The organism is Desulfovibrio desulfopostgatei (assembly GCF_053570645.1).
In genome coordinates, this window is sequence record NZ_JBRBQS010000002.1 from 3,106,966 (window position 1) to 3,121,693 (window position 14,728).

Here is a 14,728-nt window from a genome sequence, read left to right on the forward strand (position 1 = left end):
CAAAATATTTTCTTGCACAGCCTACTGCACAGTGTCCTTGCCCGGCGCAACAGCCGCACCCTGCAAAGAAAGGGAAAGCTTTTCGGCCAGTTCGCGCGCGGCGGGCGTATTGCGCCATTCGTCAAAGAGTTTCTGCCAGCCGCCAAAATCCACAAAGTTGCGGTCAAGCTGTTCTTCGTGCATCTGCACCCAGGCGTTGAAAAGCTGCATCTGCACCTGGAAGGTGGCGCTCTCAAAAATCATGGCCGCAGTATCGCGGGGCATGACCTGACCGTCCACATGGGCCAGAACAAAATTACAGACCGCGCGGCGGGAAGTTTCAAAGGTCACTTCCTGACCGTTCATGTCTTCTGCCAGGGGCAGCAGCCGGGGGAACATCTCGCTGATGCGCTCCATGGCCTTGACCGGCACGGCGATGAACAGGGCGGGCTGGCCGTCCGCAGCGGCAGGGGCTTCGGGTTTTTCAGAGATGAAATAAAAACGCAGCCAGTTCTCGAACATTACGGCTTCCAGAACCTTGGCAACGCCATTCTGAAATTGTTCTTGAGCTTCGGGCATGGAGACTCCCTTAGTGTTTTACGGCCACGACCCGCAGCCGCCGATAATCAGCAATCCAACCGCCGTTATTCCACATGGATGCGCGCAGGGCATCCGCCACGGCGGCAAAAACTTTTTCCTGAGCCTCTGGGGCCACGCAATCCAGATCCTGGGCAAAAAACTGGGCCATCCAGCGGGCAAGGCCTTCTTCCCCGCCTTTGAGAGGGGTGGGCCTGTCGTATTCTTCCGCCAGCCGCACGGAAAACCCGTGGCGGCTCAGCAGGGCCGCATATTCCTGCGCCGAGGGAAAATAAAAACGCTCGCTGTTCAGATGCGCCGGGCCAATGCCTTCCCCCGCCAGCACGGCCTGAAAGGCCGCCCCAAAGGCAGCGCGGATACGCCCGATATTGCCTTGCGCGCCAAATTCGCACACCAACAGGCCGCCGGGGCGCAGCGCCCGCGCCATGACGGCGGTCAGGCGCTCCTGATCTTCTATCCAGTGCAGCGCGGCGTTGGAAAACAGTGCGTCCACGCAGCCGTTCCACGGCATGTCGCAGGCGTCCATTACCAGAAATTCCACTCGCGGCAGACGCATCCTGGCCTGCAGGATCATGTCGGGCGAGGCGTCAATGCCCACCACGCGGGCGGCTCTGGCGGTCAGCGCTTCTGTCAGTGCGCCTGTGCCGCAGCCTACGTCAACAACAAAGCCCAGACCATCGGGCAGCAGCCCCAGCAGGTTTTCACCGTAGGCTGCCACAAAGTCGTGGCTCTGGTCATAAAGACGGGCATCCCAATCCATGAATCCGGTTCTCCCTGCGCGGCGAAAAAAAGCGCAAGCGCCACTTGTTGTAAACATCAGACTACAGCGCGTCAATGCGGCGGGCTGATTTGCAGCAACAATGCCGCCCGATCCCCGCCAGAAACGAGCAGGCTCAGGCCTGCTTTTCCCGCAATGCGCGCTTTTGCATTTCGCTGTTGCCAACTTGTCCAAGTACTGCGGCGGCAAGCCCGGTGCAGGCGCTCACCAGACCCAGCGGCACAGCGGTATCGCCCCCGGCCAGCCCCACAAGAGGGGAGGTGCACGCGCCAAAAATAAAGACCGCCACGCCCAGAATGCCCGAGGCCGTTCCCGCGCCCACATTTTGCGCGCTGATGCCAAGGGTAAAGCTGGTGGGAAGCGTCATGCCCTGGAGGGCGATCATGAAAAACAGCCCCACGAGCAGCGGCAAGGGCGAGGCTGGCGCTATCACCGTCACGGCCAGTACGCCAAGGCAGGCCGCGCAGCGCAGCGTGTTGCCGATTTGCAGCAAACGGGCTTCGCCAAAACGGCGCGACAGCCGGGCCGTGGCAAGGGCAACAAACATGACGCTCAAGGCGTTGCAGCCAAAAATGACGCTGTAGCCCTGCGGCGAGATGCCGTACATGCCCTGCAGCACAAAGGGCGAGGCCGCCACGTAACCGAAAAATCCGCCCATGGTGAAACCCTGCACGCCCACATAGCACATGAAGGGTTTTTGCCGCAAAAGCTCGCCCATGGCCTTCCACGAGGCGCGCAAGCCCCCCTCGCGGCGCATGGTTTCCGGCAGGGTTTCGGGCAGGCCCACGGCGCTCAGCACGATCAGCAGCACCCCAAAGCCCGTCAGAAAATAAAAAATCAGGGGCCAACCGCTCAGGGATGCCAGCCAGCCGCCCAAGAGCGGCCCGGTAATGGGGGCAATGCCGTTGACCGCCATGAGCAGGCTCATGAAGTTGGTCAGCTCCGGCCCGCGAAACAGGTCGCAGGCCATGGCGCGGGCCAGCACAATGCCCCCTGCCCCGCCAAGCCCCTGCGCAAAACGCAGGGCAATAAAGCTGTTGCCCGTTTTGGCCGCTGCGCAACAGATGGAAGCCAGCGTAAAGAAGATCAGCGCCATGAACAGCGGCTTGCGCCGCCCGGTGGAATCTGAAATGGGCCCCACAAACAATTGACCGAGGGCCATGCCCAGCAGACAGGCCGTGATGGTCAACTGGGTTGTTGCCGTGGAGATATTAAGGTCTGCCGCCAGGGCGGGCAGGCTTGGCAGATAGGTATCGGTACACAGCGGGCCAAAGGCGGCCATCATGCCCAGCAAGAGCGCCAGAAACAGCCTGCGACGGCGGGGCAGCCTTGCGCCGGCACCCACAATATAATCATTTTCCGTAATGCGCATGTTTGTCCTTTTTCTTTTCTTTGCGCGATATTCGGGACGGACGCTGGCAAAGTCAAGGGCGGGGAACACCCCTGCGCGGCTCTGGTATGCGCTGCCGCCTTATGCTACCCTGCGCACATGATTGATTACGCTCAAGCCCTTAACGAAGCCCAGTACGAGGCAGCCACCTGCGGCGACGGCCCGGTTCTGGTTGTGGCAGGCGCAGGCAGCGGCAAAACCCGCACCATCGTCTACCGTCTGGCATGGCTGGCAGAGCACGGCGTCGAACCTGACGCCATGCTCCTGCTCACCTTTACCCGCAAGGCAGCGCAGGAAATGCTGCACCGCGCGGGGCTGTTGCTCAATCAGGGGCTTGCGGGCGTGCAGGGCGGCACCTTTCACGCCTTTGGCTTTGGGGCGCTCCGGCGCTGGAAGCCCGACTGGCTTGGCGACAGACCTTTTACAGTCATGGATTCCGCCGACATCAACGAGGCGGTCAAGCACTGCAAGGATCAGCTCAAGCTGGGCAAGGGCGACAGGTCGTTTCCCAAAACCCAGAGCATTGTGGGGCTGCTGAGCAAGGCCCGCAACAAGGAGCTGCCGCTGGACGAAGTGCTGCGACGCGAGGCCTTTCACCTGCTGCCCCACGCCGATGGCCTGGCCCGGCTGGGCGATGCCTACAATGCCTACCGCCGCGACAAGGGCCTGCTGGATTACGATGATCTGCTGTTCGAGCTTGAGGCCCTGCTGCGCGAAAATCCGCTGGCGGCCGCCTCGCTGCGGCAGAGGTTCAGCCATATTCTCGTTGACGAGTATCAGGATACAAACCTGGTTCAGGCCCGCATTGTGCGCCTGCTGGCAGGGCCATTGGACGGCCCCCCGGGCAACGTTATGGCGGTGGGCGACGAAGCCCAGTCCATCTATGCCTTTCGCGGCGCCAATGTGCGCAACATATTGGACTTCCCAACGCTTTTTCCCGGCGCGCGCGTGGTGCGGCTGGAAGAAAACTACCGATCCACCAAGCCCGTGCTGGATGTGGCCAACAACCTGCTCTCCCACGCTGCGGAATCCTTCCGCAAAAACCTGTTCACGCGCAAGGAAGGCGGCGACCCCGTGCGCCTTGTGACGCCGCTCAGCGACATGAGTCAGGCCAAGCTGGTGGTGCGCCGGGTTGAGGAACTGCTGGCGACCCACCTGCCGCACGAAATCGCGGTGCTGTTCCGCGCGGGCTTCCATTCCTATAACCTGGAAATGGCCCTCAATCAGGCGGGCATTGCCTTTCGCAAATACGGGGGGCTGCGCTATACCGAGGCTGCCCACGTCAAGGATGTTATCGCCTACGCGCGCCTGCTGCTCAACCCGCTCGACCTGCCCGCCTTTGCCCGCGTGGCGGCCCAGCACAGCGGCATTGGCCCCAAGACGGTAGAAAAACTCTATGCCGTGGCCCGCAGCGGCGACCAGAAATCCACAGAAAAAGCCTTTGCCAAGTATCCGGGTTTTCTGGAAGACATGCGCTTTGTGGACGACCTGCGCGCCCGGCCCATGCCGCCATCGGGGACGCTGTCGTCCGTTCTTGAACATTACCGCCCCCGCCTCGAAGCCCTCTACCCGGAAGACTGGCCCCGCCGCCAGCAGGGGTTGGAAGAAATCATCCAGATGGCCTCCGGCTACAGCGAGCTGGATCTTTTTGTGGCAGATCTTGCCCTTGAAGCGCCGGAAGACGATGACGCCGACAGCAACGAGGGCAAGATCACCCTTTCCACCGTGCATTCGGCCAAGGGGCTGGAGTGGAACGCCGTTCTGATCATTGATCTGGTGGAAGACCGCTTTCCTTCGCGCCACGCACTGGCCCGGCCAGAAGATTTTGAAGAAGAGCGCCGCCTCATGTACGTGGCCTGCACCCGCGCGCGCCAGTGCCTTGACCTCTACGCCCCTGCCTCGCTCTACAACAGGGCGGAGCGCGGCAGTCAGCACGTGAGCCAGAGCCCCTTTGTGCGCGAGCTTGCACCCGGCATGGTTGAAGAATGGATTGAAGGGTTTGGCGGTGTGCTTTCGCGCCGCAGCGTGGGCGGCGTAGGTTTTGGGCGTAAAACCGCCATGCCTTCCGCTGGCGGGCCTAGCGGCGCGCAGGGCTTTTCTGGCGGGCTTTTGCCGCGTCCGCAGCGCTCGCCGAGCCACGATGCCTATGACGACTGCCAGCTTGCGCCAGACGATGCGGGCAGGCAGGCCACTCCTCTGACGAATCCTGCACCCGCTCCTGTGCCCACGCAGGGGAATTCAAGGCCACAAGCCGCAGGCGATGGCGAACTGTGTTACTGCCGTCACCGTATTTTCGGGCGCGGCAAGATCGTGCGTCATTTGCCGCCGGACAAGGTGCAGGTGAATTTCCCCGGCTTCGGCCTCAAGGTCATCCTGAGCGAATATCTGATTCTGGAGAGCTGATATGGTTCCGCCCCACGCATCCCCGGCTTCTCATGGCTCTCTTTCTGAAGACGGCATTCTGGCCTGTCTTGGCAGACATTTTCCGCAAACCGGGCCTTCCCTGCTGCTGGGCAGGGGCGATGACTGCGCCGTGCTGCGCGGCGGCAAGCCCCTTGCCGTGAGCAGCGATCTTTTTCTGGAAGACGTGCATTTTCGCCGCTCGTATTTTACCCCTGAAGAAACAGGCTACAAGGCGCTGGCTGTCAATGTGAGCGATCTTGCGGCCTGCGGGGCGCGGCCCGCGGCCTTTACCCTGTGCCTCGGCCTGCCCGGCTGGGTGGACGAACCGTGGCTGGACGCGTTTTTCTCGGGCATGGCGGGTCTTGCCAAGCAGCACAACATGGTGCTGGCCGGGGGCGACCTTTCCGGCTGCGAGCGGCTGCATATTTCTGTGACCGTGTGGGGCGAGCCCGCCGACCCCGGTACCTTTCTTGTGCGCGGCGGCAGCATGCCCGGCGATGTGCTTTTTGTGGTGGGGCGTCTGGGCCTTGCCCGCGTGGGACTCAAAGCTCTTGAAGCTCAGGGCCGCGCGGCCCTGGATCTGTGGCCCGCCGCCTGCGCGGCGCACCTGCACCCCGAGCCGCAGGTGGACGCTGGCCTCATGCTGGCGCGGGCGGGATTCAACGCCCGGCCGCCTGCGCTCATGGATGTTTCTGACGGCATCATGCGTGATCTGCCCCGGTTGCTTGGCCTTACGGGCGAGTTGAGCGCTGCGGGTCAGGTCTCGCGCGGCAGTCTGGGGGCGGAGATCATGCTGGCCCGTGGGCAACTGCACCCGGAAGTAGTGGGCTATGCCGAGGCCAATGGCAAAAATCCCGTACACGAGGCCCTGCTTGGCGGCGAGGATTACGCCCTGCTTGGTTCGTGCGCACCCGACATGCTGCCCCCCCTGCATGCTGCCATACCGCGCCTTACAAGCATCGGCGTTGTGACTGCGGGCGGCGGCATTGTGTGCAACAACGAGCCACTGGACACTCTGGCGGAAATGCGCGGCTTTGACCACTTTGAACGCAAAGGGCAGGAAGCCTGACATGCGCGCATGGCAAAACAAAGGAAAACCCGCATGAGCATCACCTCGCAGCGGTCAACAACCGCGCCGATCCCAGAAGATCAACCTTCCATCCCTTCTGAAATGGTTGAAGAATTTCGCGCAGTTTGCCGCGATGCATGGAAGCAGGGCCTGCTGTCCGGCTGCAACGGCAACGCCAGCCGCAGGCTTGACGCCCATACGCCGGGGCTTGTCTGCATCACCCGCAGCGGCGCTGCCAAGGGCAGGCTGACCGCCGCCGACTGCTGCCTTATGGACATCGCCACTAGCGCTGTTGTATCCGGCGGTCCCGCATCCACCGAATCAGGCATGCACCTCGCCATCTACCGCACTCGCCCGGACTGCAACGCCATTCTGCACACCCATCCCCGCCGACTGCTCGCCTTGAGCCTGCGGCTGGCGGGCAGACAGGAAGACTTTTTGCGCCTGCCCCTTTTTGAAGCCGAAGTATGGCGGGCCAAGCTGGGCTTTGCCCCGGCACTTCCCCCCGGCACTACCGAGCTGGCAGACGCCGTGGCTCTGGCTGCCAGCAGCAAGGATGCCGTGTGGATGGCCGGGCACGGCCTGTGCTGCCTTGGGCGCACCCTGGCCGAAGCCCTGTGCCTTGCAGAAGAACTGGAACATCTTGCCGCGCTGCAGATACTTGCCACAGTTTAGTGCAGGCATTGCCGCACTTTTCTTTCAGCCCGCATCTTGCGGGCTTTTTTGTTTCTTTAAGTGTTACAACTTGCAAAAACATATGCGCTATTGTAGCATTCAATAAAATTTCGTAACACAAACTCAAAGGAGCCCCCCACCATGCATATCCGTTCGCACTTCTGCGCTGCCCTGGCCCTTATGGGTCTCATGATTTCCAGCACTGCCGCCCTGGCCCACGAATTTATCCTCAAGCCCGACACGGCAACCCCTGCCGCCGGGCAGAAAACCCGCATGCAGGCGCAGGCAGCCCATGTGTTCATGGTCAGCGAAGAAGCCGAAAATCCCGCCAACGTGCGTCTGTACCTCTTGCAGGGCGACAAAAAAACCGACATCGCCCTTGTGGAAGACAAGGCGCTCGTTTCGCTGGTGGGCGACTTCACCCTCGCGCAGAACGGCCCCGCCATGCTGGTGGGCCACCGCCTGCCCCAGATATGGTGCGAAACAACGCAGGGTGAAATGGAAGGCAGCCGCGCCGCCCTTGAAGCCAAGGGCATGAAGGTCAAATCTTCCGGCAAGTATGAAAAATTCGCCAAGACCCTGCTCAATCCCGCCAGCAACGACACCCTGTTCGGCAAGGCACTTGGCCAGGATCTGGAACTTGTGCTGCTGACCAACCCCGCAGACATCAAGCCCGGCGCACCCCTGAACGTACAGGTGTTGCTGCGCGGCAAGCCCGTGCCCAATGCCACTGTGGGCCTGACCCACGATGCCTTCAGCAAGGATCAGGACACCTACAAATCCAAGGCGCAGACCGATGCGCAGGGCAAGGCCTCCTTTACCGTGGACAAGCCCGCCCTGTGGATGCTGCGTACCACGGTGGTTGAAAAGACCCCCGGCGCGGACGCTGACGAGCACCATCTGCGCGCCACCTATGTGTTCCCCGTAAAGTAGCCCCCATATCCACACGCACGCAGGCGGGGGAAGGTTAGCTTTCTCCCGCCTGATCGCATTCCCAGACCTGCTTGAGGCAAGGATAGTTATATGCGCATTTTCCTTTTGGGGCGCTGCGCCGCCATCAGCCTTGCGGTTGCGCTGCTTCTGACAGGCGCTGCGGCCCAGGTTTTGGCCCATGCCCTGTATGCGGCAGACACCCGGCACGACGGCGTGGTGCTTGTGCAGTTTGCCTACTCCAGCGGCGAGCAGCCCACCTATGCCAAGGTGGAGGTTTACAGCCCCGCAGACGACAAGGTGGAATTTCAGAATGGCCGCACTGACGCGCAGGGACGCTTTGCCTTCATGCCTGATGCGCCGGGCCGCTGGCGTATCATCATGGCCGACAACATGGGCCACAGGGTTGAACACCCGGTGGAGGTCAGCGCCGCTCAGGGGGCCGCAGCAGCAGACAGCGGGCACGATGCTAGGCCGGGCGGCTTTGCCATGCCCTTGCGTATTCTGCTTGGCCTGAGCCTGATCGCCAACATGGCGCTGGCGGCAGCCGTGCTGCGGCGCAGAAAAAAACTTACGGTCTGACCGCCGCTCCAAATTATTTTTGACCGCAAAAAAACGGGTGCCTCCTGATGGAAGCACCCGTTTTTACATATGGCAATAAGCGTTTATTTCGGCTCGATAACTTCCCTGCCGCCCATGTAGGGAACCAGCACCTTGGGCAGCACAAGGCTGCCGTCCTTTTGCTGACAGTTTTCAAGGATGGCGGCAATGGTGCGGCCCGTGGGCAGGCCGGAGCCGTTGAGCGTGTGCAGGAACATGGCCTTGCCGCCCTTGGGCTTGAAGCGGATATCGGCCCGGCGGGCCTGAAAATCCGTGCAATTGGAGCAGGACGAAATTTCGCGGAAGGTTTTTTGCGTGGGCAGCCACACTTCCACATCATAGGTCTTGGCAGAGCTGAAGCCCATGTCCCCCGTGCAGAGAGTGATGACGCGGTAGGGCAGTTCGAGCATTTCCAGCAGGTTGCAGGCATGACCGCGCATGATCTCAAGCTGGTTGAAGCTGTCGTCAGGATGGGCGAAACGCACCATCTCGACCTTTGTGAACTGGTGCATGCGGATAAGGCCGCGCGTATCCTTGCCCGCGCTGCCCGCCTCGGAGCGGAAACAGGGCGTGGCCGCGCAGTAGGCGCGGGGCAGATCGGCCTCGTCCAGCACTTCGCCAGCGTGCAGGTTGGTCAGCGGCACTTCGGCAGTGGGGATCAGATAGTATTCCCACTCGCGCAGCTTGAACAGGTCTTCCTCAAACTTGGGCAACTGGCCCGTGCCTGTCATGCTGGCGCGGTTGACCATATAGGGCGGGCAGACTTCAATATAGTCTTCGGCCACTGTGTGCTGATCAAGAAAAAAGTTTACCAGTGCGCGCTCAAGGCGGGCACCCCAGTTCAGGGACACCACAAAACGGCTGCCAGTCAGGCGGGCGGCGCGCTCAAAATCAAGCCCGCCAAGGGCCACGCCCAGATCGCCATGCTCGCGCGGCTCAAAATCAAATTCCCGCGGCGTGCCCCAGCGGTGCACTTCCACGTTTTCCGATTCGTCCTTGCCCACTGGCACGGCGGCGTCAGGCAGGTTGGGCACGCGCATGAGCCATGTTTCCACATCGGCCTTGGCCTGGGCGGTTTCAACGTCCAGTTCCTTGATACGGTCGGAAACGCCGCTCATTTCGGCCAGCAGGGCCGTGGCGTCTTCGCCCGCGCGTTTTTTGGCGGCCACTTCGGCAGAGGCCGCGTTGCGGCGGCTCTTGAGGGTTTCCACCTCGGTCAGCAGGGCGCGGCGGCGGGCGTCCAGCGCCAGAAATTCATTAACATCCAGATCCGAATGCCGGTCGGTCAAAGCCTTGGTCAGCACTTCGGGCTGCTTTTGCACCAGTTTGAGGTCAATCATAGCCGCTCCTGAAAAAAACGCGCACCGCGCGGGATATAGCAGAATCTGCTCCGCATGAGGATGGGGAGCGCAACAGACAGGCTGTAGCATGCTGGGCCGCTGCCTGCAAGGCGGCTGCATGCGGCCTGTATCTGACAATCCGGCGCAGGCAGACCTGCAAACCTTGCAAAAGGCAAATTTTGCGTATACGTAGTAACGAGTATTCTGGAGATTTTCTATACAAGTTACGTGAGGCCGTTATGAAACATTTACGCATTGTTCTTTGTGTATCCCTGCTGGCGTTGCTTGCAGCCTGCGGGCCGAGCAACAATGTTCGACTCTTGCCGCCGCCCGCGCTGGACGCTTCGGTGCTTCCTTCTCCCAACGCGCCCCGTGTGACCGTTGTGATGTTTGAAGACAAACGCATGGATCAGACCGTCATCGGCACCCGCCGCGACAGCAGCGCGTTTGTCACCACCGACAATGTCGCCCAGTGGATCAGCAAGGCTCTGGCCGATGAACTTGCGCGCAACGGCATGCAGGTTTCCTATTCCATCAGCGTGAACGAAGCGCGCAAGGGCAACCCCGACTTTATGGTCACTGGCCAGGTCGATGAAGCCAACATCCGCGAAACGTCCACCACCGACATGTCCACATCGCTGCGCGCAAACTACGTGCTTGCCAACCGGCAGGCGCGCATCCTGCGTGAATCGCTCAACGCTTCGCAGTCGCGTACCGGCCTGCCCTCCGGCAGCGCTGCCGACAACCTGATGCTGGAAACTCTGCGCGACCTGGTCAAGCCCATGGCGCACAAGATTGTCCAGACCATCGAGGCAAAAAAATAAGCCCATGCGGGCCTTGCGTACATTGTTTTCCAGCTTGCTCCTGGCGGCTCTGCTGGGAACTTTTGCCCTGCCGCCGGTCTTGCTGACCGGCGGTGCGGCATACGCAGCAGAACATACGCCCGGCCCTCCGGCGGCAGTCTCTGCCGCTGACAAACCAGCAACTGCGGGCAAGGGTACCCACGGCAATGCGGCTGACAACAACCCAGCCGAAAGCGCCAGCCCCTCTTCTCCCGCGCCTGATCCGCTCTCGCCTTTGGAAAACGGCCCATCTGCTTCCAGACCAGGCCCCCTCCCCCTGCCATCGCCCGTTCTTCGTAGCGCGCACTGCCCCGCCGCTCCACTGCCCCCGCATGCCCAAAGGCTGTGCGCGGAAGCCGCGGCCCTTCTGGATGCCCTGCACACTGCCGCAGCAGCCCTGCCCAACAGACGCGACATCCGCATGGGCATAACCGACTTCAACGAATACACGGCGCTGGCCGCAGAACTGTACACCCCGCTGACAGAAGTTGACCATGCTGCCGCTGGCGGGGATTCCGGCGCGCAAAGCATCACAGTCACTTTGCTGGCCCGGCCAGATGCGGCGGAAACATTGCTGCGGCTGCTACGCAATCCTGATGCCCTGAAAGTGCGGCGTTTGCTGCTGGCAGACCTGATGGCCGCAACGGCAAACGCCCAGCAGGTCGCTCAGGAGGTCACCGCTGCCGATGCCCTGCCCGGAGCAGTCGGCTCCGGCGATGCAGCCCCAGGTTCTGGCGGTACGTGGTATATTGCCAAGGTGACACCGCCGGGGCAGTTGACCCAGCACCCCCCCATGCCGACTCCCGAAGGCATCGCACGGGAAGCGGCGCAACAGCAGGCGAGGCAAAAAGCTGACGTCCTGGCAGACACCCTTGCCGCCGCCATTACGGCTCTGGATACCTTACGCCTTTCGCCCGAGGGCTGGCTGACCTCGGCAGACTCTCTGGCAGCCCTTGAAAAAGCTGCCGTCAATCTGCCGCAAAGCGCCGCTGCCCAGCTACTCCTGGGTGAGGCTCTTTTACAGGCAGGCATGCCGCAGCGCAGTATCGCTTCCTGCACTGCCGCACTGGAGCTTGCCCCTGATCTTGGGCGCGCGCGGTACATCCGCGCACTGGCCCACTGGCGCTTGCAGCAACTGGCTCTTGCCGAAGATGACCTGAGCGCGGCACTGGAAGCTACAACGAATGCTTTTCCCCACACTTCGGACAAAGTCCGGCTTTTGCGGGCGCGCGGCGCGTTGCGCATGCTGCGCAGCAACGAACCGGGCATGTGCGATGATCTGGCCGCCGCCTGCGCTCTGGGCGACTGCGATGGCCTTGCTGCCGCCCGTGGGCAGCAGATGTGCCTTACATCTCCAAGGCAAGAGGGAGGCCAGCCCGAGGCTGATGCCGTCACCCCCCAAGTGCCAGCCAAGGCTGGCGACACGGCGGCAAAACCATGAGCCGCTCCCCCCTGCTTAAGGTTTACGGGCATGTGTATCCTGTAAACAACGATTTTTACGCGGCTCTGGAACAGGCCTGCGCCGATGCCATGCCGGATGAAGATGACGTGCCTGTTCTTGAGCGTGACGGCGACATGGCCCGCATTTCTTTTGAAGGCATGTACTTTCCCGTGGATGAAGTACTGGCTGTGTTTGGGGAGCACCTGTGCCCCGAACATAAGGGAAAGCTCGATGTGCTTGATATGGAGGGCTGGCGGCTTTATCGCCATGCCTTCAACCACGGGCGTATTGAAAGCCACAGTGCTCCGCTGAACAATGTTCTGGATTACTCCGGTCATTGATTTATTCGAATTTTTCCCTGCCTGCCTTAATTTCATCACCTTGCACAGAGGTATTCCGCGCTTGCACCGTTACTCCAGAATGTGATTTGATCACATTTTATGCGTAAGTTTCCGCGCCAGAGAATTATGGTTTTCATATTTTTTTTTGTTCGCGCCCTCCCTTTGCTCCCATAATCACAACCATTGTGCCCGCCGGATAGTTGGCATCTTCGATATTTCTTTGGCCCTCGCCTTTCTGTCCGAAATCTCTGGCGAAAGGCTTCCCTTATGTATATTCTGGCGTTGAAATCGACAGAGTCTTTGCCGCAGTCCTGCGCAGCAGGGGCAATGCCCCTGAACCAGTCAGGGCGGCAAGGGAGGGGGAATCGTGTCGATGCAAAAAAATACCAGAAAATCATTTTGCTGGGGCGTTGACCCTGATCTGGTCTATCGTAATGTGGACACTGCAAAGGAGCGGTTGCTGGAATTGCCAGTGGGATCACTGACGGGCAAATTTCTGGTTCATTGCATGCACCCGGATGATGCCGCCATGCTGCGCCGCGCCCTTGCTTCTGCCGAGCCCAGGGCGCTCACAGGCTGCACCGTGCGCTATGTGTGCCCAAAGGGTACACACACGGTTACCAGCCTGAGCATAAAACCTCTGCGCAGTGCCTGCGGCACACTTCTCGGCTTTGAAGGCGAAGAACACAGCATAGGTTCTGTGGACATGCACGGAGATTTCGCGCCCATTTTTGAGGAGGTGTTTGCGCACGATTTCATGGCGCTCTGCATCGTCAACAGGGATGGGCAACTGCTGGCGGTCAACGCGCAGTACGCCATTATTGCGAACAAGCCCGCCAACACGCTGGTTCGCGCCCACATTCTTGAAGCGGGCATTCCCTCTGTTGAAGATGTGGACAGGGCCTTCAGCTTTCTTCCGTCTGGCAAAAGCATCTCCGAGCAGGAGATCATCTGGGACGACAAGGACTACGTCATGGCCATGTACGGCCTGCCCGACGCCTGCGGCGAGATTCGCTCCATCTGTGTTTCGCTGCGCGACATAAGCCTGCGCAAGGGGCTGGAACGCCGGCTGGAGGCCGCCAATCGCCAACTGGAAGAGATGAATCTCAAGGATTACCTGACAGGCGTGTTCAACCGCCGCCATTTTGATGAAGCCCTGCAAAGGGAAGTGGCGCGCCTTGCGCGGGAAGGCGGCGAAATGTGCATTGGCATGGTCGATGTGGATAAATTCAAGCTGTACAACGACGCCTATGGGCACCTTGCCGGGGACGACTGCCTCGCCCGTGCGGCAAAGGCCATGAGCGCCGCGCTTTTCAGGCCAGGTGATGAACTGTTCCGCTACGGCGGCGAAGAATTTGCCATCATCATGCCCCAAACAGGCAAGAAAAGCGCCACAATGGTTGCCGAGCGCGTGCGCGAAGCCATCAGCGCCCTGCACATCCCCCACTGCCAAAGCGCCCTTGGGCATGTGACCATCAGCATAGGCGTCGCAGCGCTCGATGCAGCCAGCGTCCTGTCAGGCCACACGGCCTGCGAAGAGCTCATCAGGGTAGCGGACAAAGCCCTGTACGCCGCTAAAAACAGCGGACGCAACAAGGTCGCCTCAGCCGCGTGCAGCATTGCTGAGAGCGATTAACAGCGCAAAGCAAAGCCCCGCTGGTTTATCCGGCGGGGCTTTGCTGTTAAGGCAAGCTTGATTAAAAGCGCGTCTGGCGCGGGCTTATTCCCGCTCAAAAAGTGATTTCTGGATCAGGGCGTCCGCACGGTCATCGGCTCCGCGCAGGGAATCGTACGCCTTCTGCAGGGCATCGGGCCAGTCCGTGTCGCTCACGTCGCTGATAAACAGCAGGGTCAGATCGCCTTCAGTGGACACATCCGCATGGGTCATGACCCTGCCGGACATAGCCTGAAACGTCCAGCCGCCGCCGTCGTCAGCCTTTGAAGGCGCAGTGCCTTTAAGCCTGGCCGACTGCTTTTCGGCAAACTGCTTGGGCGTCATATTGCCGGTTTCCGCCTTGGTAAAAATACCAATGGAAAAGAATGAATCCTGCCCGCAGGAAACGGTTACGATGCTTTCTTTTTCTGTTGCCGAGCACTTGGCGGGCAAGTCTATGCTGAAATGGTTAAATTTTTTTTCCGCAGCGGCAGCCGCCCCGCACAGGCCCGCCAACAGCACACAGGCCATCAATGAACCCAACAGCGCATATTTCATGGACAAGCTCCTTGAAATGTCCGCGCAGTGCGCGGTATTTTTCGGGCGGAAGTATCGCACAAGGAAGGGCGGCTGTCTAGAACAGCCGCCCAGAATACTCATAATGCCAGAGCTTTATTAACTATTATTGT

Annotated in this window: 14 protein-coding genes; 9 read left to right on the top strand and 5 right to left on the bottom strand. The window is 60.8% G+C overall.

The features are described from left to right. Window positions 1–21 precede the first annotated feature (21 nt). From ACUZ9Q_RS13525 to ACUZ9Q_RS13535, 3 genes are all read right to left on the bottom strand, one after another. On the bottom strand, window positions 22–558 hold the full coding sequence (locus tag ACUZ9Q_RS13525) for a hypothetical protein (RefSeq protein ID WP_227118683.1): 537 nt from the start codon (window positions 556–558) through the stop codon (window positions 22–24). Window positions 559–568: 10 nt separating this feature from the next. Beyond that, window positions 569–1,336, bottom strand: a complete 768-nt coding sequence (locus ACUZ9Q_RS13530) for a class I SAM-dependent methyltransferase (RefSeq protein WP_449248040.1) — start codon at window positions 1,334–1,336, stop codon at window positions 569–571. Between the two features lie 133 nt (window positions 1,337–1,469). Beyond that, window positions 1,470–2,726: a multidrug effflux MFS transporter gene (locus tag ACUZ9Q_RS13535; protein WP_215648189.1), complete on the bottom strand. Its 1,257-nt coding sequence runs from the start codon at window positions 2,724–2,726 to the stop codon at window positions 1,470–1,472. Window positions 2,727–2,843: 117 nt separating this feature from the next. Between ACUZ9Q_RS13535 and ACUZ9Q_RS13540 the strand changes: the two genes are divergently transcribed. From ACUZ9Q_RS13540 to ACUZ9Q_RS13560, 5 genes are all read left to right on the top strand, one after another. Further along, window positions 2,844–5,147, top strand: a complete 2,304-nt coding sequence (locus ACUZ9Q_RS13540; protein ID WP_227118680.1) for an ATP-dependent helicase — start codon at window positions 2,844–2,846, stop codon at window positions 5,145–5,147. A 1-nt stretch (window position 5,148) separates the two neighbouring features. Continuing rightward, on the top strand, window positions 5,149–6,216 hold the full coding sequence (gene thiL, locus ACUZ9Q_RS13545) for a thiamine-phosphate kinase (protein WP_215648187.1): 1,068 nt from the start codon (window positions 5,149–5,151) through the stop codon (window positions 6,214–6,216). Window positions 6,217–6,249: 33 nt separating this feature from the next. Next, window positions 6,250–6,891, top strand: a complete 642-nt coding sequence (locus ACUZ9Q_RS13550; RefSeq protein WP_308584503.1) for a class II aldolase/adducin family protein — start codon at window positions 6,250–6,252, stop codon at window positions 6,889–6,891. 141 nt (window positions 6,892–7,032) lie between these two features. Then, window positions 7,033–7,824, top strand: a complete 792-nt coding sequence (locus ACUZ9Q_RS13555) for a DUF4198 domain-containing protein (RefSeq protein WP_225529932.1) — start codon at window positions 7,033–7,035, stop codon at window positions 7,822–7,824. A 90-nt stretch (window positions 7,825–7,914) separates the two neighbouring features. Further along, the gene (locus ACUZ9Q_RS13560) at window positions 7,915–8,403 is read left to right on the top strand and encodes a hypothetical protein (protein ID WP_449248041.1); all 489 of its coding nucleotides are present in this window, start codon (window positions 7,915–7,917) and stop codon (window positions 8,401–8,403) included. An 83-nt stretch (window positions 8,404–8,486) separates the two neighbouring features. Here ACUZ9Q_RS13560 and serS read toward each other — a convergent pair whose 3' ends face one another. Continuing rightward, a complete protein-coding gene (gene serS / locus ACUZ9Q_RS13565) occupies window positions 8,487–9,761 on the bottom strand; it encodes a serine--tRNA ligase (RefSeq protein WP_323390196.1) in 1,275 nt (424 codons plus the stop codon). Between the two features lie 239 nt (window positions 9,762–10,000). Between serS and ACUZ9Q_RS13570 the strand changes: the two genes are divergently transcribed. The 4 genes from ACUZ9Q_RS13570 to ACUZ9Q_RS13585 all read left to right on the top strand — a co-directional run bounded on the left by ACUZ9Q_RS13570 (window position 10,001) and on the right by ACUZ9Q_RS13585 (window position 14,021). Beyond that, window positions 10,001–10,585 carry a hypothetical protein gene (locus tag ACUZ9Q_RS13570; protein WP_022658895.1) on the top strand — a complete coding sequence of 195 codons (585 nt, stop codon included), beginning with the start codon at window positions 10,001–10,003 and terminating at the stop codon, window positions 10,583–10,585. 13 nt (window positions 10,586–10,598) lie between these two features. Beyond that, window positions 10,599–12,044, top strand: coding sequence for a tetratricopeptide repeat protein (locus ACUZ9Q_RS13575; protein WP_449248042.1), 1,446 nt, complete (start codon window positions 10,599–10,601; stop codon window positions 12,042–12,044). Further along, complete coding sequence (locus tag ACUZ9Q_RS13580) at window positions 12,041–12,385, top strand: hypothetical protein (protein WP_192112591.1); 345 nt, start codon at window positions 12,041–12,043, stop codon at window positions 12,383–12,385. The genes ACUZ9Q_RS13575 and ACUZ9Q_RS13580 overlap by 4 nt, the downstream gene beginning before the upstream one ends. Window positions 12,386–12,758: 373 nt before the next feature. Further along, window positions 12,759–14,021 carry a diguanylate cyclase gene (locus ACUZ9Q_RS13585; RefSeq protein ID WP_449248147.1) on the top strand — a complete coding sequence of 421 codons (1,263 nt, stop codon included), beginning with the start codon at window positions 12,759–12,761 and terminating at the stop codon, window positions 14,019–14,021. A gap of 84 nt (window positions 14,022–14,105) precedes the next feature. Here the strand turns inward: ACUZ9Q_RS13585 and ACUZ9Q_RS13590 are convergent, their stop codons facing one another. Then, window positions 14,106–14,597, bottom strand: coding sequence for a hypothetical protein (locus ACUZ9Q_RS13590; RefSeq protein ID WP_192112589.1), 492 nt, complete (start codon window positions 14,595–14,597; stop codon window positions 14,106–14,108). Between the last annotated feature and the right edge of the window lie 131 nt (window positions 14,598–14,728).